This window comes from Pseudoxanthomonas jiangsuensis (genome assembly GCF_010093185.1).
Taxonomy (GTDB): domain Bacteria; phylum Pseudomonadota; class Gammaproteobacteria; order Xanthomonadales; family Xanthomonadaceae; genus Pseudoxanthomonas; species Pseudoxanthomonas jiangsuensis.
Genome location: NZ_PDWL01000001.1, coordinates 136,489 through 158,039, shown reverse-complemented (window position 1 = coordinate 158,039; position 21,551 = coordinate 136,489). Strand labels below are relative to the sequence as shown.

The following is a 21,551-nucleotide window of genomic DNA, read 5'->3' as shown; positions in this document are numbered from 1 at the left end:
TCAGGCGAACGGCAGCTCCCGCCGCTGTTCGTGGCTGGCGATGCCGGTTTCGATCAGGCGCATCGTCAGCAGCGCTTCCTCCGGGGTGACCGGGGGCGGGGCGCCGTGCAGGATCGCGTCGCGCAGCTTGGCGTAGTAGGCGGGATAGTCGCCGCGCGGGGTGGGTGACGGGACTTCGCGCACCCTGCCGTCGGGATCGGGCTGCAGCAGGATGCCGGGCCGCGGGTCCAGGCCCCAGCCGGGGCCGACGGGCGCAGCTGCGCCGCGCAGGGCGTCCTCCTGCGGGTCCAGGCCATGCTTGGTCCAGCTGCCGCCACTGCCGTGCACGGCGAAGCGCAGGCCGTGGCCGGGCACCAGCGAGCCGGCATGCAGCAGCACCCGCAGCCGCGGGTAGCGCAGCTGGACGTGGAAGTAGTCGGGAGCCGAGGCGTTCTCGCGCTGGCAGGCCAGGTCGGCCTGCACCGCCAGCGGCGGGCCGAACAGCTGCAGCGCCTGGTCGGCCAGGTGCGGGCCGAGGTCGTACCACAGGCCGGCGCCGGGGCCGGCGCGGTCGCGCCAGCGGTCGGGCACCTGCGGGCGGAAGCGGTCGAAATGGGAGTGCAGCTCGGCCACCTCGCCCAGGGCGCCGGCGTCGAGCAGGGCGCGCAGGGCGAGGAAGTCGGCGTCCCAGCGGCGGTTGTGGAACACCGACAGGACGCGACCGGCGCGGCGGGACGCCTCGGTCATGGCTTCGGCCTCGGCGACGTCGAGGGCGAAGGACTTGTCCACCACCACGTGCTTGCCGGCGGCCAGCGCGGCCAGCGCCAGCGGGGCATGGGTGTGGTTGGGGGTGGCCACCACCACCAGCGCGATCGCCGGATCGGCGAAGGCCTGCGCCGGATCGGCCACGACCCGCGCCCGCGGATGATCGGCAGCGACCTTGCCCGGGTCGCTGGAGACCACGGTGTGCAGGCGCAGGCCTGGCGTGGCGGCGATCAGCGGCGCATGGAACACGCGGCCGGCCAGGCCGTAGCCGAGCAGGGCGACGTCGAGGGTGTCAGTCATGGGCATCTCCTGTGGCCCGGCATTACACGCGGGCCGACGCGTACGGGCAACCGTTGCATGGCGGGCCGTGCATCCGCCGGATGCCGCGCGCGTGAAGCGCCTCTCATCGCGCTGAATCCTGCACAACCTTCACGCCGGCATTCACCGCTGCTGTACGCGCGGCGGCCAACACTGCGCCCACACCCACCGCAAGGAGCACGACCATGCGCAAGAACGTTTCGATCCTCGCCGCCGCCCTGGCCGCCTTCATGTTCTCCGGCGCGGCGCTGGCCAACGAGGACAAGCCGGAGAAGAAGACCGCGGCCGAGGCCGAATCGGCGCAGCCGGTCGGCGATACCTGGATCACCACCAAGGTCAAGTCCAGCCTGCTCGCCGACAACGACGTGTCCGGCACCAAGATCGAGGTCGATACGGTCAACGGCGTGGTGTTCCTGACCGGCACCGCCAGCAGCCAGGCCCAGATCGACAAGGCCAAGCGGATCGCCGCGGCCGTGGAGGGCGTGTCCAAGGTCGACGCCTCCAAGCTGGTCGTGTCGGCCAACTGATCGACGCGGTCGCTTGATGGCGCCCCGGAGTGACGACGGGGCACCGGGCGGCGCGGGGCTTCGGCTCCGCGCCGCTTTCTCGTGCGTGTCCCGCACGCGTCGAACTGGAACGTTACAACCGCATCCACATCCACGGGCGCTGCTGGCCGGGCCATGCCTCCGCTAGAATCGGTGGCCATTCCCCGCCCACGCCACGGAACGATGCCCAACGCCGCGAAGCCCGCCGACCCGCGCGTCGAATCCCTGCTCGCGCGCATGACCGTGGAGGAGAAGGTCGGCCAACTGGGCGTGTTCGCCGACATGGTGCGGCCGTTCGCGCCCGACGTGAATCCCGAGAACAACGTGCGCAACGCCGGCGAAGTGCTGGAGCAGGTGCGCGCCGGGCGCGTGGGTTCGCTGTTCAACGGCGTCGGCGCGGCGCAGGGGCGCGAGATCCAGCGGGTGGCGGTGGAGGAGAGCCGGCTCGGGATCCCGGTGATCCTGGCCGCCGACGTGATCCACGGCATGCGCACGGTGTTCCCGATCCCGCTGGGCGAGGCGGCCAGCTTCGAGCCGGAACTGGCGTACCGCACCGCGCGCGCCACTGCGATCGAGGCCACCGCCGCCGGCATCCACTGGACCTACGCGCCGGCGGTGGACATCGCCCGCGACCAGCGCTGGGGCCGCGGCGCCGAGGGCGCCGGCGAGGACACCTTCCTCGGCTGCGCCTTCGCCGCCGCGCGGGTGCGCGGCTTCCAGGGCGCGGACCTGCGCGCGGCCGATTCCTTGCTGGCCACCCCCAAGCACTTCGTCGGCTACGGCGCGGTGGCCGCGGGCATGGAATACAACTACGTCGAGATCGCCGAGGGCACCCTGCGCGACGTCCATCTGCCGCCGTTCAAGGCCGCGCTCGACGCCGGCGCGCTGGCGGTGATGACCGCGTTCAACGACATCAACGGGGTGCCGGCCAGTGCCAACCACGCGCTGCTGACCGGGCTGCTGCGCGAGCAGTGGGGCTTCCCCGGGGTGGTGGTGTCCGACTACACCGCCGACATGGAACTGGTCGCGCACGGCTACGCCGCCGACGACCGCGACGCGACCCTGCGCGCGTTCTCCGCCGGCATGGACATGAGCATGCAGAGCGGCTTCTACGCCGCGCACCTGCCGGCGCTGGTCGAGTCCGGGCAGGTGCCGATGGCCGCGCTGGACGCGGCGGTGCGGCGGGTGCTGGAGCTGAAGGCGGCGGTCGGCCTGTTCGACGATCCCTACCGGTCGCTTGATCCGGCGCGCGAGTCCGACGTCTCGCAGCTGCCGGCGCACGAAGCGCTGGCGCGCGATGCGGCGCGGCGCTCGATCGTCCTGCTCAGGAACGAGGCCGACGTGCTGCCCCTGCGCGGCGGCCAGCGGATCGCCGCGATCGGCCCGTTCGTGCGCGACCGCGACAACATCGAGGGCTGCTGGACCCTGTTCGGCGACAAGACGCGCTACGTCACCCTGGAAGAAGGCCTGCGCGCCGGCCTGCCCGCCGGCAGCACCCTGGAGGTGGTCGACGGCTGCGGGCTCGAAGCGCCGCTGGAAGGCGGGATCGAAGCGGCGGTGGCGGCCGCGCGCGCGGCCGACGTGGTCCTGCTGGCGGTCGGCGAGCCGCAGCGCTACAGCGGCGAGGCGCAGTCGCGCACCCGGATCGTGATCCCGCCGGCGCAGCAGGCCCTGGCCGAGGCGGTGGCGGCGACCGGCACGCCGGTGGTGGTCCTGTTGCGCAACGGCCGGGCGCTGGCGCTGGAAGGCGCGGTGCGCGATGCGGCGGCGATCCTGGTGACCTGGTTCCTCGGCAGCCAGACCGGGCATGCGGTGGCCGACGTGGTGTACGGCGGCTACAGCCCATCGGCGCGGCTGCCGGTCAGCTTCCCGCACGATTCGGGGCAGCAGCCGTTCTTCTACAACCATCCGCGCACCGGGCGTCCGGAGACGCCGGAGATGTCGGAGTTCAAGGCGCGCTGGCGCGAGCATCCGAACACGGCCTTGTATCCGTTCGGCCATGGCCTGGGCTATGCGCGGATCGAGTACGGACCCACCGCGGTGTCCGCACCGGTGCTGGACTGGGACGGCACCCTGGAGGTGCGGGCGACGGTGCGCAACGCAGGCACGCGTGCGGTCGAGGAGGTGGTGCAGCTGTACCTGCACGACCGGGTCGGCAGCCGCGTGCGGCCGGTGCGGGAGCTGAAGGGCTTCCGCAAGCTGGAGCTGCAGCCGGGGGAATCGCGCGAGGTGGTGTTCGCCCTGTCGCGGGCCCAGCTGGCCTTCACCCGTGCCGACGTCAGCCACGGCGCGGAGCCGGGCGCGTTCGACGTATGGATCGCGCCATCCTCCGTGGCCGGCGCGCCGGCGCGCTTCGAGCTGCTGCCGCCGCAGGATGCCGCCCGCGGCTAAGGCTCGTCCGCGGCCCGCTCCCACGCCCGCAGGGCGGCGTGCCGGGCGCGCTCCCACTGCAGCCGGGACACGCCCTTGGTGGCTTCCCATTCGTGGCGGACGCGCGCTTCCTGGGCGGCGAAATCGCTGTCCGGTCGTCGTCGCCGGGCCAGCCAGCCGGCCTCGTAAGCGGCGGCGTAGTCGTCGTAGTCTTCGCCGTGGCGGTAGTAGGGCTCGCGCGCGAGCCGGTCGCGCCAGTAGTCGCTGTCGGGAAAAGGATCCGCCGGGGCGGAACCGGTCGCGTCGCTGCCGTGCTGTTGACTGCCCATCCTTGCCTCCTCGCTGTCGACTGAGGGGAACTTCGGGTGAAGCCGGTGGCTTGCCTGGCCACCGTAACCAGCCGCTTGCTCAAATCCCGTTAAGACGGCAAGGGCGCAGGGCGACCGCAGTGGCAATCGCCGGCGTGCCCCGGACGCTCAGCTGACCGCGCTGGGCGCCTCGTAGGGCAGTGGCGTGGCGCCGGCGCGCAGGACCGCCGCTTCGGCCGCGTCCAGCGCCGGTTCCTCGGCATCGACCACCAGCAGGATCTGCCCGGCCTGGATCGCATCCTCGAACTGGCGCCGAACCGGGTCGGGCACGGTGGCGCCGACCAGGGCCGAGGACCAGCTGCCGACCAGGGCGCCGACCGCGGCCATCAGGCCGGCACCGGCCAGGGTGATGCCCAGCGGCGGGACGGCGACGGCGACCAGGCCGGCGACCAGGCCGACCGCGCCGCCGCCGGCCGCGCCGCGCAGGGCGGCCGGCACCATGTCGGTGTGGGCTTCGCGCAGGTTGTCGGGGACCGCGTCCATCTCGATGTCCGAGCGGGCGATCAGCGACAGGTCGTCCGGGTCGATCCCGGTGTCGCGGGCGGCGCCGAGCGCGGCCTGGGCGGCGGCGAGGTTGGGGCTGGCGTAGATGCGCCGGTGCTTCATGGTCGGGCTCCTGCCCGCCGGACCGCGGCGGGGACGAGGCCAATCTTCCGCGGCGGCGGTGACCCGGGCGTGAGCGCGCGCGGGCCGCGTTCAGTCGGTGGCGGGCGGGGTGGAAGCGTCGCCGGCGTCGGTGCTGCGCCGGGCCACGATCGCGGTCGCGGCGAGGTCGCCGGTGACGTTGCCGGTGGTGGCGAACACGTCGGGGATGGTGTCCACCGCCAGCAGCAGGCCCAGCGGTTCCACCGGCAGGCCCATCGACTGGGTCACCGGCATGACCGTGGCCATGAAGCTGACCTGGCCGGGCAGGCCGATCGAGCCCAGGCTGATCACCACCGCCAGCGCCGCGCCCGCGGCCAGCTGCACCGCGGTCAGCTCGATCCCGTAGGCCCAGGCCACGAACGCGGCGGCGACCACGTACTGCACCGGGCTGGTGATCCGGAACAGGGTCACCGCCATCGGCAGCACCAGCGCGGCCACCGGCCGCGGCAGGTGCAGGCGGTCGCGCGCGGCCTCCAGCATCGCCGGCAGGGTGGCCAGCGAGGACTGGGTGCTAGCCGCCACCACCTGCACCGGCAGTACGGCCTTGGCGAAAGCCAGCGGCGAGCGCCCGGCGAATACCGCCACCAGCGCGTAGCACAGCGCGGTCGCGCCCAGGTACATCCCGCACTGCAGGACGATGTAGCCGGCCAGGGCGCCGACCACGCCCAGCCCGGCCTGGGCGCACACCGCCAGCATCAGCGCGAACACGCCCAGAGGGGCGGCCAGCAGCACCCAGCGCACGATCACGATCATGGTGTCGGCCACGGCGTGGCACAGGCCGATCACCTGGGCGCGGCGCTCGGCCTCGACCCGGGTCAGGGCGAAGCCGAAGAACAGGGCGAACACCACCAGCGGCAGCATCGCGCCCTGGGCGGCGGCCATCACCGCGTTGGACGGGATCGCGCCGCCGATCCACTGCGCCAGCGAGGGCGCGGCGCCGGCCTCGACCGCGGCCTGGCTGCCCTGCAGGGTCGCGGCCAGTTGCGGATCGCGCGGCACCAGCGACAGCAGGGCCGGCGCCACCAGCGCGGCGTAGCCGGCGAACAGCGACAGCATCGCCACGAACACCAGCATCGCCCGCCGCGCCACCCGGCCGGAGGCGGCGGCGTCGGAGGCGTTTGCCACGCCCAGCACCACCAGCGCCAGCACCAGCGGGACCACAGTCATCTGCAGGGCGCTCAGCCACAGCCGGCCGATCGGCTGGGCGATGCCGGCGGCGGTCGCGGCGGCCTGCGGATGCCAGTGGGCCAGGGCCAGGCCGAGGACCGCGCCGGCGGTCAGCGCCAGCAATACGCGCGCGGTGGCGCCGGGCCACCTCATGGCGCCGGCTCCGCGGCGGCGGTGTCGGCGGCCGGCAGCAGCGGCGGCAGGCCCCAGGCACCGGCCAGGCGCCGGTACTGGGCTTCCGGCAGCAGCACGAAGCGCGGCTGCCGCGCCGGATCCAGCCAGGCCAGCAGGGCCTGCATGTCGGCCTCGTCCATCGCGGTGCAGCCGGCGGTGGTCTCGCCGGGCCGGCGCCGCAGGTGGGCGAAGATGCAGCTGCCGTCCCCGGCCACGTTGCCGGGGTTGTGCTCGATCACGAAGCCCAGGCGATAGCGCGGGTCGCCGTCCTTGTGCAGGTCCAGGCGCATCGGCTCGCTGGAACCGGCCACCGCCGCCGCGCCGACCTCGCGCGCATCGACGATCCGGTTGTAGAGCGGCGAGGCGGGCACGTCCATGCACCAGTGGCTGGCCTGCATCGGCAGGTAGGGCAGGCCGCTGTCGGCCTGCGCGGCATAGCCGAAGGCCGGGCCGAGCGCGAACACCCCGGCCGGGCTGCGGCCGTCGCCCTCGCGCTTGCGCGGGCCGCGGTCCTCATCGCCGGCCGGATGCAGGCCGCTGCCCCAGGCGCTGCCCTGGCGGCCGATGCCGACCTCGAAGGACGCCAGCTCGATCCACGGCGCGGTCTCGCCCGAGCGCTGCAGCCGGTGCAGGCGTCCCTGGCTGGCGTCCCAGTCGGACGTGACCACGACCACCAGCTGCCGGGCATCGTGCAAGGGGCCGGTGGCCGGGGCCGCGGCCAGGGTGCCGGCGAGCGTGGCGGTGGCGGCCAGCGAAAGCCGGGCGGCGAGCCGCAGCCACCGCGGTCGCGGCGCGTGCAGGCCATGGCGGGAAAGGCGGTGGTGCGGCGACGCCATCGGCAGGCTCCGGTCAGCTGTCCAGCAGGTGCCGGATGCGTTCGAGGTTGACGCCCAGCTGCCGGTGCCTTTCCGGGTTGGCCTGGCACAGCAGCACGAACAGGAAGTCGAGCAGGTACTGCAGGGAGGAGCGGTACAGCAGCTGCTCGATGTGCGGCGCCGGGTCGTGCGCCGACACCACCAGGGCCGCGTCGGCGTGCGCGCGCAGCGGGTTGGCGGTGTGCCGGGTGATCGACACCACCTTGCCTTCGCAGGCCTGGAACTGGCGGCTGATCTGCGACAGCTCCGGCAGCTGGCCGAACTCGGAGAACACCAGCAGGACGTCGCCGGGGCGCGCGGCCGAGAGGTTGGCCATCATCAGGATCGGGTCGGCGTGGTGCACGGTGAGCACGCCCAGCAGCGACAGGCGCATGGCGAACTCGCGCGCGAACAGGCCATCGTCGCCCAGGCCGCAGACGAACACCTTGCCGGCGCCGTCGACCAGGCCGACGATCGCCTCGATCCGCTCGCGCGGGTTGAGCAGGCGGGTCTCCTCCTCGGCCGCGGCCTTGCTCCGGCGCAGGCCGTCCTCCAGCCGGCTGTAGGCGTCGCCGCCGGCCTCGGGCAGGGCCTGGGCCGGGGCGTCGGCGCCGTTGCGCGCCACCGCCTGGCCGATGCTGTACTTCAGGTCCGGGTAGCCGCGGAAGCCGAACTTCTGGCTGAACTTGACCACCGAGGACTGGCTGATGCCCAGCGCGCTGGCCAGCTGCTGCGAGGAGTAGTCGCGCAGCAGGTGGGCGTTGTCGAGGATGAAATCGGCGATGCGGCGTTCGATCGCCGACATCTGGTCGCGTTCGGAGCGGATCTTCACCAGGGGCGGCATGGGCGCGATCTTCATCCGGACGGCGGCGCGCTGGCAACCGGCGCTCAGCGCGCCAGCGGCTCCAGCCCCCGGATCTCGCGGATGCCGAGGCCCGGCGCATCGGTGATGGTGATCTCCGATTCGTCGAAGATCACCCCGCCCTCGACCGGGTTGAACGCGCCCAGCGACGGACCGTCCAGGTCGACCTTGGTGATCGCGTCGGCCTTGGCCACCGCCACGTGGACCGCGGCGGCCACCGAGATCGCCGACTCGATCATGCAGCCGATCATGCACTGCACCCCGTAGATCGAGGCGATGTCGGCGATCCGGATGGCGTTGGAGATGCCGCCGGTCTTCATCAGCTTGATGTTGATGATGTCGGCGGCGCGGCGCTCGATCAGGTCGAATACCTGGCTGGGCCCGAACACGCTTTCGTCGGCCATCACCGGGGTGTGGACCCGCTCGGTGACGTACTTCAGGCCCTCGATGTCGGCGGCCTTGACCGGCTGCTCGAGCAGTTCCAGCAAAACCCCGGCGTCCTCCAGGGTGTTCATCGCGTAGACCGCCTGCTTGGCGGTCCAGCCCTGGTTGGCGTCCAGCCGCAAAAGGGCGCGGCCCTCGACCGCGGCGTGGATCGCCTTGACCCGCTCGATGTCCAGGCCGATGTCCTTGCCGACCTTGATCTTGAGCGAGTCGAAGCCGCGTTCGACCGCGGCGATCGAGTCGGCCACCATCTTGTCGATGTGGTCCACCGAGATGGTGATGTCGGTGGTGATCACCGGGTCGCCGCCGCCGAGCATCTGGTACAGCGGCGCGCCGTACAGCTGCGCCCACAGGTCGTAGACCGCGATCTCCACCGCCGCCTTGGCGCTGGTGTTGCGCTCCATCGCGCCCTGGATCAGGCCGCAGATGCGGTTGAGGTTGGCGATCTCCTGGCCGATCAGCCGCGGCTTGATGAAGCGCTCGATCGCCTCGACGATCGAACCGTGGGTGTCGCCGGTGATGACCGCGGTCGCCGGCGCCTCGCCGTGGCCGGTGTGGCCGGTGTCGGTGCGGACCAGGACCACGATGTCCTCGACCGTGTCCACGGTGCGCAGGGCGGTCTTGAACGGGGTCTTCAGCGGCACGCGCAGCATGCGCAGTTCGATGTCGGTGATCTTCATGGGGTGCTGGCCCTTCCTTGCTGGGGCACGGTCCGGATCCTCTGGATGCTGGTGATGCGGTCGACGTAGGTCTCTTCGTCGTTGAACAGCATCGGTTCGAGCGGGGTGACCGACACGCCGTTGAGCCCGGCGCGCACCCGGCCGCCGTCCGCGTCGCGCCAGCTGCCGCCGTTGGTGTCGTGGATCATGTACGCCATCCCGTCCTGGTGGCCGATGGCCATCATCACGTGGCCGGGGATGTAGACCAGGTCGCCGGGCTGCAGTTCGCGCACCGCGGCCGCGCGCCGCGCGGCGTCGCCGCCGGCCTGGAACGCGATCCGGTCCAGGGCCGGGCTGACCGCCTGGTCGCGGGTGTTGCGCGGAACCAGCACGCCGAAGCTGCGGTAGACCTCGGAGACGAAGCCGCTGCAGTCGCGGGCGTCGTAGGAGTGGCCCCAGCCGTAGCGCTCGCCGAGGAACTTGAACGCCTGCCGGATCAGGTAGGCCGGAGTCAGCGGCAGGTAGTCGGCGGACACGTCGGCCGAGCGCGCGAGCAGGGCCGGGGCGAATTCCAGGCTGCCGTCGGCGCGACGCACCGGCAGGTCGAGCACGTGCGAGGCGTAGGGATGCTGGCCGTTGACCGGGCGGTCGGGCGCCAGCCCGGTGCGCAGCGGCAGGCGCAGGCCCATGTCCAGCTGCAGGGCCGAGACCCGCGGCTCCTCGGGTGTGTACGTGGTGCGCACGGTGGCGCCGGTGACCACCACGTAGGGCGCGCGCTGGGCGTAGCCGAGCACCGCATCGCGGTCGCCAAGGGCGACGTGTTTCGCCTCGATCCAGGCCGCATAGCGCTCGCTGGCCACGAACAGCCACTGCCGGTCGGCGCTCTCGTGCAGCACCGCCACCGCATCGCCCGGGAACAGCGCCGATTCCTGGAAACGGTCGATGTCGGTGTCGCCGGCGGTGCTGAACACCCGCAGCGCGGTCGGGAAGGCGCGCAGCGCGGCGCGGTGCACGACCAGGCCGTAGCGCAAAGGGCGCTGGGCGGGAACGGCGTCCAGAGCCAGCGCGCCTTGCAGGGCGGCCAGCTCGCGCGCGGCGACCGCCTGGCCGTCGACGCCGTACAGGGTCCGCGTCGGCGGCGCCGACAGCGCCTGGATCCGTTCGCGCACGAACGCCGCCGGCAAAGGATCGGGGAGGGCGGCGATGTCGTGGATCGAGGGGTCTTCGGCGCGCATGCGCGCGTTCTGCGCGGCGATGCCGGCACGGTCGAGGATCACCCGGTCCGGGTCGGGCAGGCGCGCGATCCAGTGCTGCGGCGCCAGATCGGACAGGCGCACGCCGACCACGGCGGTGGGCGCGTCGACCTCGGCTGCGTGCGGCGTTTCGGCGGCAGCCGGCAGCCAGGCCGCCGCGGCAAGCAGGCCGGCCAGCCAGCAGGCGCGCCGGCCTGCGCGGAAGGCGCCGGCGCTCGCGGCCGGCGGCAGGTGCAGGGCCTTCATGTGGTGGCGTCCTTCCCCTTGGTGATGCCTAAGAATAGTTATTCCGAATATTTGCACAGTCAAGAATAAATTATTGACCACGTCCTGCACCCGTGTTACACCGGCATCGACACCGCGCCGGGGAAGTGTGGTCGTGCAAGCCGTTCATCGCCAGCCAGCCGCATCGCGATCCAGGTCGGCCACCGCGTTCCGCGCGGCGGCCACCGGCTTTCGCGCGTGGCCGGTCGCTGCGGCGATGATCGCCGCCCTGGCCGGGTGGCTCGCCGCTCCGTCGCCGACGCTGGCGGCGGTGCCCGCACCCGCGCCGGCGGCGATCGTGGCCGAGGTCGATGCCGGCCAGTTCACCCGGGCCACCGCGGCGATCGACCGGGCCCTCGCCGCTCCGGACCTGTCGACTGCGCAGCGCCAGGCGCTGGAGTTCGAACGCGAGCGCATGCGCCGCATCCGCCTGGACTTCAGCCTGGACCGCGCCGCCGCCCTGGCCCAGCTGCGCAAGGCCGTGCCCGACCTGGACGAGGCGCAGTTCGATGCCTGGGACGCGGCCGGCCTGATCGAGCACATGGACATCGATGGCGAGCGCCGCTACTTCAAGCGCGCCGTCTCCAACCTGTTCCGGCTCAGCCCCGAGGCGGCCGCGCGCCGGGCGCCGCCGGTGCGGCCCTTCAGCGAGGGTCCGTTCGAACGCCTGCATCCGCACCATGCCGAAGTGCTGGCGGCCGCGGCCGGCGGCGCCACCAGCGTGGCCCCGCGCCGGCTGCAGGTGACCCAGTCGCTGGTGGTGGACGCCGACGCGGTGCCGGCCGGCGAGACCGTGCGCGCCTGGATCCCGTACCCGCGCGCGATCCCCGGCCAGCAGGAGGACATCCACCTGCTCGGCAGCGTGCCGGAAGGCGCGGCGGTCGCGCCGGAAGCGGCGGTCCAGCGCACCGCCTACCTCGAACGCACCGCGGTGGCCGGCGCGCCCACCGAGTTCTCGGTCAGCTACGAGCTGACGGTGTACGCACGCCGTTTCGACATCGATCCGGCGAAGGTGCGGCCCACCCCGGACGACCCGGCGCTGGCGCCGTACCTGGGCGAGCGCCCGCCGCACATCGTGTTCACCCCGGCCCTGCGCGCGTTCTCGGCCCAGGTGGTGGGCACCGAGACGAACCCGTACCGGATCGCGCAGAAGTTGTTCGTCGCGGTCGACCGCATCCCCTGGGCCGGCGCGCGCGAGTACTCGACCCTCTCCAACCTCAGCGACTACGCCCTGCATGCCGGCCACGCCGACTGCGGCCAGCAGACCCTTCTGCTGATGGCCCTGCTGCGGCTCAACGGCATCCCGGCGCGCTGGCAGTCCGGCTGGGTGTACTCCGACGACGCGGTCGGCTACGACAACATGCACGACTGGGGCTGGCTGTACCTGGCGCCCTACGGCTGGGTGCCCATGGACGTGACCACCGGCCGGCTCGACAGCGCCGACCCGGCCCTGGCCGGCTTCTACCTCGGCGGCCTGGACGCCTACCGGATCGCCTTCAACGACGACTACGCGCGCGACTTCGTCCCGGCCAAGGCGCACGCCCGCTCCGAGACCGTGGACTCGCAGCGCGGCGAGGCCGAATGGCGCGGCGGCAACCTGTACTTCGACCAGTGGGACTACCGGTTCGAATGGCGAATGCTGCCACCCGGCGACGGCGCCGACAGCAGGGGCGGGAACACCTTCAACACCACTGTGGGAGAGACACAGCGATGAACAGCAGGATCCTTAGGAAGGCGGCTTTGTGCGTGGCGCTGGGCGCGTGCCTGGGCACGATGGCGCCGCTGGCGATTGCCCAGAGCGCTACCGGCGCGGTCGCCGGCCGGGCCACCGCCGGCGACCAGCTGGTGCTGACCAGCAAGCAGACCGGCCTGAGCCGCACCGTCACCGCCAGCAGCGACGGCGGCTACCGCCTGACCCAGCTGCCGGTGGGCGACTACAGCCTGCAGGTGATGCGCGATGGCCAGCCAGTGGGCGCACCGGTCTCGGTCGCCGTGGCCCTGGGCGGCACCACCGCGGTGAACCTGGGCAGCGATGGCGGCGTCTCCAACCTCGATGCCATCGAGGTGGTGGGCTCGCGCGTGGTCAACCGGGTGGACGTGTACTCGATCGAAACGGCGACCAACGTCAGCCGCGAGGACATCGCGCGCCTGCCGGTGCCCCAGGACCTGAGTTCGGTGGCCCTGCTTGCCCCGGGCGTGATCGGCGGCAACTCCTCGCTGGGCGGCATTTCCTTCGGCGGATCGTCCATCGCCGAGAACTCGGTCTACATCAACGGCCTGAACGTCACCGACTTCTACCGCCGGCAGAGCTTCTCGGCCGCGCCGTTCGCCTTCTTCGACCAGTTCCAGATCAAGACCGGCGGCTACTCGGTGGAGTTCGGCCGCAGCACCGGCGGCGTGATCAACGCGGTCACCCGCCGCGGCAGCAATGAGTTCCACGGCGGCATCGAGATGACCTTCGAGCCGGAGGCCTTCAGCTCCAGCGCGGAGGACCACCGCTTCTACGACACCGACAGCAACGGCGACCCCGTGCCGGTGGACTACCGTTCCAGCCGTGACAGCAGCAGCTTTCTAAAGACCAACGTCTGGGCCTCCGGCCCGGTGATCGAGGACAAGCTGTTCCTGTTCGCCATGTACGAGCAGCGCGAGAGCGACTCGGCGTACTACACCAGTACTTCCGGCGAGCGCTGGAACAACGCCGAATCCGGCGACGGGTTCTGGGGCGCGAAGCTGGACTGGAACATCACCGACAATCACCTGCTGGAGCTGCTGGCCTTCTCCGACGAAGGTGAATCGGAAACCACTACATATGCCTACAACTGGGATGCGGCCGAGCTGGGCGGACTGAGTGGCGTCAGCACCAACGAGAGTGGCGGCAAGAGCGGGTCGATCACCTACACCGGACGCTTCGGCGAGAACTTCACCGCCAAGGCGATGTACGGCACCAACCGCAGCAAATCCATCATCAGGGCTCCTGTGGCGGATGAGCTGTGCGCGCAGGTCCTTATCAATTCAAGCTACAACGCCGTGTACGCATCGATGGGCCGGCCGGCGGTGAGCTGTCACCCGTCTGCTAATGCGGTCGTCCACCACGAGGACGAGCGCGAAGTCGGCCGCCTGGACTTCGAGTGGGCGCTGGGCGACCACCTGCTGCGTTTCGGCATCGACACCGAAACCATGACCACCGACCGCACCACCTGGTATCCGGGCCCGACCGCGCAGCGCTACACGGTCTACTCGTACGCGCCGGGCGCCACCCTGGGCAACGACGCCATCGTGCCGGCAGGCGTGAACGCGGTGGTGATGGGCCGCGAGCGCCGCGATGGCGGCGTGTTCGATACCGAGGCCAGCGCCTGGTACATCGAGGACAACTGGAGCATCACCCCGACCCTGCTGCTGAACCTGGGCGTGCGCGTGGACAGCCTGGACTACAAGACGGCGACCGGTTCGAGCTTCATCAAGATGGACGACCTGGTCTCCCCGCGCCTGGGCTTCTCCTGGGACATGCGCGGTGACGGCAGCACCAAGCTGTTCGGCAACGCCGGCCGCTACTACCTGCCGGTCAACAACATCATCAACTACACCTTCGCCGGCGGCCTCACCGACGAGTACACCTACTACGTGCTCGACGGCTGGTCCGCGCAGACCAATCCGGTGACCGGCACGGCCTACATGGCGCCGGTGCTGGGCGCGCAGATCGGCCCAGTGGACGACGACATGAACGTCAGCGTCGGCGACCTGCGCCAGAGCGTGGACCGCGACCTGGAAGCGATGTACCAGGACGAGTTCATCCTCGGCTTCCAGAGCGAGATCAACCAGGCCTGGTCGTGGGGCGTCAACGCGACCTATCGCGACATGACCCACGCGGTCGATGACATGCGCATCAACGCCCTGTGCGGCGTGCGCCACAGCAACCTGTGGCCGATCGCCAACCCGGGCGAAGAGGTGACCGTGTGGGGCACCACCGCGATGGGCTGCGCCCAGGATGGCTGGGTCACCATCGACACCTCCAAGGAGGGCTACATGATGGCCGGCAGCAACCAGGTCATCGGCTACAAGAAGCCCGAGCGCACCTACAAGGGCGTGGAGATCCAGATCGACCGCGCCTGGGACGACAAGTGGGCGTTCAATGCCTCCTACCTGTGGTCCAAGCTCGAGGGCAACCACGAAGGTCCGGTCAACTCGGACACCAACTACGGCGACACCGGCATGGTCCAGCACTGGGACCATCCGGCCAACAACGAGCGCTCCGGCGACCTGTTCAACGACCATCGCCACCAGATCAAGCTGCGTGGCAGCTACAAGCTCAACGAGCAGTGGCTGTTCGGCGGTACGGTCACCGCGCTGTCCGGTGGCCCGATCACCGCCTTCGGGACCTCCTGGCCGGGCGAGAACTCGGTGGCCAGCTACACCAGCGAGGGCAGCGGCGGCGGCACCGGCTGGATCTGCGTGTCCAACTGCAATGCGGACAATGCCGACCGCGTCTACGAGTACTCGCCGCGTGGGGCCTACGGGCGCATGCCCTGGATCTACAACGTCGGCGCCAATGTCACCTGGACCCTGCCGGTGGAGGACGTGGACCTGAAGGTGCGCCTGTCGGTCTACAACCTGCTCAACGACCAGGAAGTGATCAACGTGCGCGGCCGCTACGAGCGGCAGCCCGGCGACTACCGGACCACCTTCGGTACCGGCACCCGCTGGCAGTCGCCGCGCTATGCGCAGCTGGTCCTGACCTGGAACTTCTGAACCCGCGCCGGCGTGCCGCCTCCTGGCGGCATGCCGGCCGGCGCAGGAGCACACGATGTCCCCGACCCTCCCATTCGCGGCCGCCCTGGCGGCCGCTTTTCTTTCATTGGCCGCTGCCGCTCCGGTGGAGTCGGCAGAGGTTCCTTCCAGTGCTCGGTCTCCCGCGCCAGGCATCGCCGCGGCGGTCGACGCCGCCGTGGCCCGCTACGACCTGCCCGGGATCGCGGTGGGCGTGGTCGAGGACGGCGAGGTCGTGGCGGTGGAGACCCGCGGCGAGCTGGCGGCCGGCGGCGGCGAGCCGGTCACGCCGCGGACGCTGTTCAAGATCGCCTCCAACACCAAGGCCATGACCGCCGCGGTGCTGGCGCGGCTGGTCGACCAGGGCCGGCTGCGCTGGGACGATCCGGTGACGAAATACCTGCCGCGGTTCCGCATGCACGATCCGTGGGTGACCGCGCACATGCAGGTGCGCGACCTGCTGATCCACAACAGCGGCCTGGGCCTGGGCGCCGGCGACCTGATGCTGTGGCCCGAGCCCAACGACTTCGGCCGCGCCGACATCGTCGCCGGCCTGCGGCACCTGAAGCCGGTGACCAGCTTCCGCTCCGGCTACGCCTACGACAACCTGCTGTACGTAGTCGCCGGCGAGGTCGCCGCGGCGGCCGCGGGCCAGCCCTACGATGCCCTGGTCCGGCGCGAGGTGTTCGCACCGCTGGGCATGGACGGCTGCCGGGTCGGCGGATGGCGGCTGGACCAGGCCGGCAGCGTCGCTCGTCCGCACCGGCGGGTGGATGGACGCAACCTGCCGGCCGACGCCGATCCCGCATTGGTCCCGGACATCACCTCGATGGCCGCCGGCGGCATCCGCTGCGGCGTGGACGACATGCTGCGCTGGATGCGGGCCTGGCTGGATCCGGCCGATCCCTGGCTCTCGCCCGTGCAAAGGCGCGCGGTGTGGACCGCGCACATGCCGATGCCGGTGGGCGAGCGCCAGCGGCAGTGGGACGGCACGCATTTCAGCGCCTACGGCTACGGCTGGCGCCTGTCGGACGTGCGCGGGCAGTGGAAGGTCGCCCACACCGGCACCCTGTCGGGCATGTATTCCTCGCTGGTGCTGCTGCCGGACCGGCGCAGCGGCTTCGTGATCCTGGTCAACGGCGAGGCCGAGGCCGCGCGCACCGCGCTCGGCCAGGCGCTGCAGGAGCGCTGGACCGATCCTCAGGCCGGGCGTGGCGTGGACCACTACGCCGACCTGCTGGACCGCGAGCGTGCCGTGCGTGCGGCGGCGCAGCCCTTGCCGGATACTTCCGCGCGGCGGCCGGCCACCGCCGCCGAGGCGGCGTCGCTGCTCGGCACCTGGCGCGATCCCTGGTTCGGCGAGGTCGCGCTGTGCCCGCGCGGCGCCGGGGTCGGTTTCGCCTCGGCGCGCTCGCCGCTGATGCACGGACGGCTGATGCGGGTGGACGCGCGCTGGCTGCTGGACTGGGACGACGACGGGATCGACGCCGAGGCCTGGCTGCACCCGCCTTCCGCCGCCTCCGGCGATGGCGCTACCCTGACCCTGTCACATGTCGACCCGGATGCGGACTTCAGCTACGACTATGCCGACCTGGCCTTCACCCGGATCCGCGACTGTCCCTGACCGCCGCCTGTGGGCGTTCGCGGCGTTCGCGTCACTGCTGGCCTCCGCGGCATGGGCCGGCGAAGGGCCGCGCATTTCCGCGGCCACCGACCCGGCCGCCGCCGGCATGGTCGATATCCGCGAACTGGCACCTGATATCGACGTGGAGATGCGCTACGCCGGCGAGGACAACTTCACCGGCGCGCCCGTGCCCGGCTACGAGGCCAACCGCTGCTGGCTGCTGCGCCCGGTCGCCGAGGCGCTGGCGCGGGTCCAGGCCGGGCTGCGCGCCCAGGGCTATGGACTGCGCATCTACGACTGCTACCGTCCGGCGCATTCGGTGCGCAGCTTCGTGCGCTGGGTGGCCGCGCCCGACGACCCGGTGCAGAAGGCGCGCTGGTATCCGGGCGTGGACAAGCGCGCGCTGATGCCCGGCTACATCGCCGAGACTTCCGGCCACAGCCGCGGTGCCACCGTCGACCTGACCCTGCAAAGCTGCACCGCCGGCGGCTGCATGCCGCTGGACATGGGCACGCCGTTCGACTTCTTCGATCCGCGTGCGCATACCGACGCGCCGGGCCTGGACCCGGCGCAGCGCGCCAACCGCGACCGCCTGCGCGCGGCCATGGCCGAGCAGGGGCTGGCCAATTATCCGCAGGAGTGGTGGCACTACAGCCTCAAGCCGGAGCCCGATCCGGGCACCGCCTACGATTTCCCGGTGCGCTGATGCTGGACTGGATGGATATCGCATGCCCGTACTGCGGCGAGCGCATCGAGCTGGCGGTGGACGCCAGCGCCGGCGACCAGCAGTACGTGGAGGACTGCCAGGTCTGCTGCCGCCCGATCTCGATCCTGGTCCGGGTGGAGGAGGGCGACCTGCAACTGCTCGCCCGCCGCGACGACGAGGCCTGAGGCGGCGGACGGTACCCGCGCGGGTTGCGCCGGCACCGCGTTTAGACTGTGCGCCTTTCCGCCCACACCACGCCCATGAACCTGCCCCTGCACACCGGCCTGCTCGGCGCCCTCGAAGCCGGCCTGATCGCCTTCCTGATCGGGGTGCTGGTCTATGCCGGCTGGGCCTGGATCTGCCGCCGCACCGGGCTGAAGGTCGGCCACGCGATCGGCTGGGGCGCGGCGATCGCCGTGGCCATCGCCGCCGGCATCGATGCCTGGAGCCTGTTCTACATCGGCATGGTCAAGCTGGAGTCGCCGCTGTATGCGCGGCTTGCACTGGCCGGCATCCACGACGCCGACAACCTCGGCACCCGGGTGCTGCTGGAGGTAGTGGGCGCGATGTCGGGCACGGTGCTGGGCTGGTGGCTGTTCAGCGGGCACTTGGCCGCCGCGCACGCGTCGAACGACGTCGACGGACCCGCCTGACCGCCCGCCGGACCGGTGGTTGAACCGGCCGCTAACGCCACGCTCACCCGATGCCAACAAGCGGCTAGCGGCTTCGCGCACCCTGGTGGTTAAGCGTGCGTTTCCCGCACGATCGCAGCGCAAATCCGGTTCATCCGCCCGGGTGCAAGGTCGGCGCCGTGTACTGCCATGCCTGATTCCATGGACACGTCCACGCTCGATTCCACCCGATAGGAGCACATCATGAAGAATTCCATCCGCCTCACTTCCGGTCTCCTGGTCCTGGGCATGCTGGCCGCCGCGCCGCTGGCCTTCGCGCAGAGCACGACCGCGCAGGAAGAGGCCGCCGCGCAGCAGACCCAGCCGACTTCGCCGCCCGCCACCGGCGCGGCCGAGCAGCAGCCGCGCCAGGCCGGCGCCAGCGGCCAGGGCCTGAGCTGGGCCGATCTGGACGCCGATGGCAACGGTAACCTGAGCCTGCAGGAAGCCACCCGCCACCAGGGCCTGTCCAGCGTGTTCACCCAGGCCGACACCGACGGTGACGGCGAGCTGACCGCCGACGAATACCGCGGCTACATCCAGAAGCAGCAGGCCGGCGGCGCCGCGCAGGAATAATCTGCTCCAGGCTGCAGGGTCGTACGGAGCGGGCCGAGAGGCCCGCTCCTTTTCATCCATCGTGGGGACGCGCGCTGTCCTGCAAAACAGGGGAGGTTGGGTCGTGGCGGAGCGGCAGCAGGCCACAAAGCGCCGCAGCCGGATCCCGGTATCCTGCACATCCCATCTTGCGCGGCGCTCCTCCCATGCACGACATCCGCCTGGTCGGCTTCGACGGCGACGACACCCTCTGGCGCAGCGAGGACTACTACCGCAGCGCCGAGAAGCAGTACGAGGAGATCATCGGTCGTTACATCGACCTGCACGACGCCGGCACCCTGCGTCACCTGCTGGAAGTGGAGCGCCGCAACCTCGATGTGTTCGGCTACGGGGTCAAGGGCATGACCCTGTCGATGATCGAGGCGGCGATCGAGCTGACCGAAGGCCGGATCGCCGCGCGCGACCTGCAGAAGGTGGTGGAGATCGGCCGCGCCACCCTGCAGCACCCGGTGGAACTGCTCGACGGCATTCGCGAGGCGGTGGCGGAGATCGCCTCGCAGTGGCCGGTGGTGCTGGTGACCAAGGGCGACCTGTTCCACCAGGAGGCCAAGATCGCCGCCTCCGGCCTGGCCGACCTGTTCCCGCGGATCGAGATCGTCTCGGAAAAGGATCCGCCGACCTACGCGCGGGTACTTTCCGAGTTCGGGATCGACGCCTCGCAGTTCGTGATGGTCGGCAACTCGCTGCGCTCGGACATCGAGCCGGTGGTGCGGCTGGGCGGCTGGGGCGTGCACGTGCCCTACGCCATCACCTGGGCGCACGAGGCCGAGCACGGCCTGGCCGAGGCGCATCCGCGGGTGCTGGCGGTGGAGGCGGCGCCGCAGCTGCCGGAAGCGGTGCGCCGGATCGCGGCAGGCGCCGCGGGCTGACGCGAAATGGCGGATGAATGCGCCGGAATCGGCGCATGTGCCGGTAACGTTTTCAGCCGGCGCGGTTAAATCCACGTTCACCCGTTTCACTGCAACGTCACTCCCACACCCCGGCTGGAGAGCGTTGCCATGAACACCCGATCGATCCACCGCTGGCCGATGACCCGCTGGCTGCCCGCCGCGTTGCTGGCGCTGGGCCTGGGCGGCGGTGCGCTGGCGCTGCCGGCGCGCGCCGAAGCCGCCGACGTGCAGGTGCGCGTGCTGGTGGACGTGGCCGACCTGATCTTCCGCAGCGGCCGGCCGTACTACTACGACCAGGGCTACTACCAGCCGGTGGTGATCGAGTACGACCGCTGGCATCGCCCGGTCTACTACCGCTACTCCCCGCGCCCGGTGGTGGTGCATGCGCCGCCGCGCTACTACGCCCCGCCGCCGCCGCGTCATTACGCCCCGCCGCCGCATTACCGCGCCGGCTACCGCTACAGCGACCGCCGCGATTGGCGCGACGACCGCGGCCGCAACGACTGGCGCCACGACCGCGGTCGCGGGCATGACGACCACCGTGGCCGCGGCCGGGGCCACGGCCGCGACTGAGACGTTCCGCTACCACTGCCACACCGATCGGGGCCCCGCACTGCGGGGCTCCGTCGCATCCAGCATCCGTGCGTCCTGACAGCGTCGCCGTACCTGGGGCAGAATCGGGGCATGGTTCCGCCGCGCTTTCGCCATCCATCGCATGGCCACCGCCTTCGCTCGCGGCCGTGGTTCGCCGCGATGGCGCTGGCGTCCTGGCTGCTGTTGGCGATGCCCGTGGCGATGGCGGTGCAGGAACCGGAAGGCACCGCGACGCCGGCGCCCTACGCCAGTGGCGATGCCTGGCTCGACGGACGCCTGGCCGACATCGACGTCTACGCCGCGCGCCATCCGGAGGCCTTCCTCGCCGAGATCGAACGCTACGCCGGCGTCCCGCGCGCCTACGTCCGCAGCCTGCTGCAGCAGCCGGGTTGGCGTGCCGGCGACGCGTGGTTCGCCTGTTTCCTGGCGCGCGAGATCGAGGCCGGCTGCCGCGACGTGGTCCGCGCGCGCAGCCATGCAGGCGCCGACGCGGACTGGGCGCGGGTGGCGGAAGAGGCCGGGGCCGATGCCGCCGCCTTCGCCCGGCTGCGCCTGGCGCTGGCCGACAGCTACCGGCGCTGGGCGCGGCCTTTGCGGCCCGATGCCGCGCTGGTGCGTGCGCTGCGCGAACGCGAGCGCGAGGCCGGACCGTGAGCGCCCGGCGCCAATGCACGAACCGCATCCGAGGGAGGTGCCACGCATGATCACCGTCATCCTGCTCTACGACGACCAGCGCTGGGAGCGTGCCGAGTGGAGAGAGGCGCCGCTGGTGCTCGACTGGAACGGCCGCAGCGTGTCCCTGCGCGCCGGGCCGCGCACGCCCTTGCCGCAGGCCGGCCGCGACTGGCCGCCGGTGGCGGTGTACGCGCCCGACGAGCTGGCCGAGGAGGAATTCCAGGAGCTGTACGCGGTCCATCGCCCGCACGTGGCGGAACTGGGCCTGCACTACTAAGTAGCGGCCGCGACCGCCTCGCGGGCAGGCGCCTGCCCACGGGCCGGGCCTTGACGTGAACGGACGCG

21 protein-coding genes are annotated in these 21,551 nt (G+C 71.6%); 13 read left to right on the top strand and 8 right to left on the bottom strand.

The window, feature by feature from the left end; all coding sequences use genetic code 11:
• A complete protein-coding gene (locus CSC62_RS00745) occupies positions 1–1,044 on the bottom strand; it encodes an oxidoreductase (protein ID WP_162404243.1) in 1,044 nt (347 codons plus the stop codon).
• A gap of 203 nt (positions 1,045–1,247) precedes the next feature.
• On the opposite strand from CSC62_RS00745, the gene CSC62_RS00740 reads away from it, so the two are divergent.
• Positions 1,248–1,589, top strand: a complete 342-nt coding sequence (locus CSC62_RS00740) for a BON domain-containing protein (protein ID WP_162404242.1) — start codon at positions 1,248–1,250, stop codon at positions 1,587–1,589.
• Positions 1,590–1,790: 201 nt separating this feature from the next.
• Positions 1,791–3,998: a glycoside hydrolase family 3 N-terminal domain-containing protein gene (locus tag CSC62_RS00735; RefSeq protein WP_162404241.1), complete on the top strand. Its 2,208-nt coding sequence runs from the start codon at positions 1,791–1,793 to the stop codon at positions 3,996–3,998.
• Here the strand turns inward: CSC62_RS00735 and CSC62_RS00730 are convergent.
• From CSC62_RS00730 to CSC62_RS00700, 7 genes are all read right to left on the bottom strand, one after another.
• Positions 3,995–4,306, bottom strand: coding sequence for a hypothetical protein (locus CSC62_RS00730; RefSeq protein WP_162404240.1), 312 nt, complete (start codon positions 4,304–4,306; stop codon positions 3,995–3,997). The two genes, CSC62_RS00735 and CSC62_RS00730, sit on opposite strands and share 4 nt — an antisense overlap.
• 147 nt (positions 4,307–4,453) lie before the next feature.
• Positions 4,454–4,951, bottom strand: a complete 498-nt coding sequence (locus tag CSC62_RS00725) for a hypothetical protein (RefSeq protein WP_162404239.1) — start codon at positions 4,949–4,951, stop codon at positions 4,454–4,456.
• A 90-nt stretch (positions 4,952–5,041) separates the two neighbouring features.
• Positions 5,042–6,310 carry a dicarboxylate/amino acid:cation symporter gene (locus CSC62_RS00720; protein WP_162404238.1) on the bottom strand — a complete coding sequence of 423 codons (1,269 nt, stop codon included), beginning with the start codon at positions 6,308–6,310 and terminating at the stop codon, positions 5,042–5,044.
• Entirely contained in the window at positions 6,307–7,167 is an 861-nt protein-coding gene (locus tag CSC62_RS00715) for a L,D-transpeptidase family protein (RefSeq protein WP_425501969.1), read from the bottom strand. The genes CSC62_RS00720 and CSC62_RS00715 overlap by 4 nt, the downstream gene beginning before the upstream one ends.
• Before the next feature lie 13 nt (positions 7,168–7,180).
• On the bottom strand, positions 7,181–8,029 hold the full coding sequence (locus CSC62_RS00710; RefSeq protein WP_162404381.1) for a MurR/RpiR family transcriptional regulator: 849 nt from the start codon (positions 8,027–8,029) through the stop codon (positions 7,181–7,183).
• A 44-nt stretch (positions 8,030–8,073) separates the two neighbouring features.
• On the bottom strand, positions 8,074–9,171 hold the full coding sequence (locus CSC62_RS00705; RefSeq protein ID WP_162404237.1) for a dipeptide epimerase: 1,098 nt from the start codon (positions 9,169–9,171) through the stop codon (positions 8,074–8,076).
• Positions 9,168–10,649, bottom strand: coding sequence for a C40 family peptidase (locus CSC62_RS00700; RefSeq protein WP_162404236.1), 1,482 nt, complete (start codon positions 10,647–10,649; stop codon positions 9,168–9,170). Before CSC62_RS00700 ends, CSC62_RS00705 begins: the two co-directional genes overlap by 4 nt.
• A 235-nt stretch (positions 10,650–10,884) precedes the next feature.
• Between CSC62_RS00700 and CSC62_RS00695 the strand changes: the two genes are divergently transcribed.
• The 11 genes from CSC62_RS00695 (at position 10,885) to CSC62_RS00645 (ending at position 21,483) form a co-directional block, all read left to right on the top strand.
• Positions 10,885–12,381: a transglutaminase-like domain-containing protein gene (locus CSC62_RS00695; RefSeq protein ID WP_162404235.1), complete on the top strand. Its 1,497-nt coding sequence runs from the start codon at positions 10,885–10,887 to the stop codon at positions 12,379–12,381.
• Positions 12,378–15,413 (top strand): TonB-dependent receptor, encoded by a 3,036-nt coding sequence (locus CSC62_RS00690; RefSeq protein WP_162404234.1) that lies wholly within the window; start codon positions 12,378–12,380, stop codon positions 15,411–15,413. The genes CSC62_RS00695 and CSC62_RS00690 overlap by 4 nt, the downstream gene beginning before the upstream one ends.
• A gap of 55 nt (positions 15,414–15,468) precedes the next feature.
• Positions 15,469–17,055, top strand: coding sequence for a serine hydrolase domain-containing protein (locus CSC62_RS00685; RefSeq protein ID WP_162404233.1), 1,587 nt, complete (start codon positions 15,469–15,471; stop codon positions 17,053–17,055).
• Positions 17,015–17,761 carry a M15 family metallopeptidase gene (locus CSC62_RS00680; RefSeq protein ID WP_162404232.1) on the top strand — a complete coding sequence of 249 codons (747 nt, stop codon included), beginning with the start codon at positions 17,015–17,017 and terminating at the stop codon, positions 17,759–17,761. The genes CSC62_RS00685 and CSC62_RS00680 overlap by 41 nt, the downstream gene beginning before the upstream one ends.
• Positions 17,761–17,946 (top strand): CPXCG motif-containing cysteine-rich protein, encoded by a 186-nt coding sequence (locus CSC62_RS00675; RefSeq protein WP_162404231.1) that lies wholly within the window; start codon positions 17,761–17,763, stop codon positions 17,944–17,946. Before CSC62_RS00680 ends, CSC62_RS00675 begins: the two co-directional genes overlap by 1 nt.
• Positions 17,947–18,021: 75 nt before the next feature.
• Complete coding sequence (locus CSC62_RS00670; protein WP_162404230.1) at positions 18,022–18,414, top strand: hypothetical protein; 393 nt, start codon at positions 18,022–18,024, stop codon at positions 18,412–18,414.
• A 222-nt stretch (positions 18,415–18,636) separates the two neighbouring features.
• Positions 18,637–19,008, top strand: coding sequence for an EF-hand domain-containing protein (locus CSC62_RS00665; protein WP_162404229.1), 372 nt, complete (start codon positions 18,637–18,639; stop codon positions 19,006–19,008).
• Between the two features lie 185 nt (positions 19,009–19,193).
• Positions 19,194–19,916: an HAD family hydrolase gene (locus CSC62_RS00660; RefSeq protein ID WP_162404228.1), complete on the top strand. Its 723-nt coding sequence runs from the start codon at positions 19,194–19,196 to the stop codon at positions 19,914–19,916.
• A gap of 129 nt (positions 19,917–20,045) precedes the next feature.
• Entirely contained in the window at positions 20,046–20,510 is a 465-nt protein-coding gene (locus CSC62_RS00655; RefSeq protein ID WP_162404227.1) for a hypothetical protein, read from the top strand.
• 180 nt (positions 20,511–20,690) lie between these two features.
• Positions 20,691–21,185 (top strand): hypothetical protein, encoded by a 495-nt coding sequence (locus tag CSC62_RS00650; protein WP_162404226.1) that lies wholly within the window; start codon positions 20,691–20,693, stop codon positions 21,183–21,185.
• A gap of 46 nt (positions 21,186–21,231) precedes the next feature.
• A complete protein-coding gene (locus CSC62_RS00645; RefSeq protein ID WP_162404225.1) occupies positions 21,232–21,483 on the top strand; it encodes a hypothetical protein in 252 nt (83 codons plus the stop codon).
• Positions 21,484–21,551 lie beyond the last annotated feature (68 nt).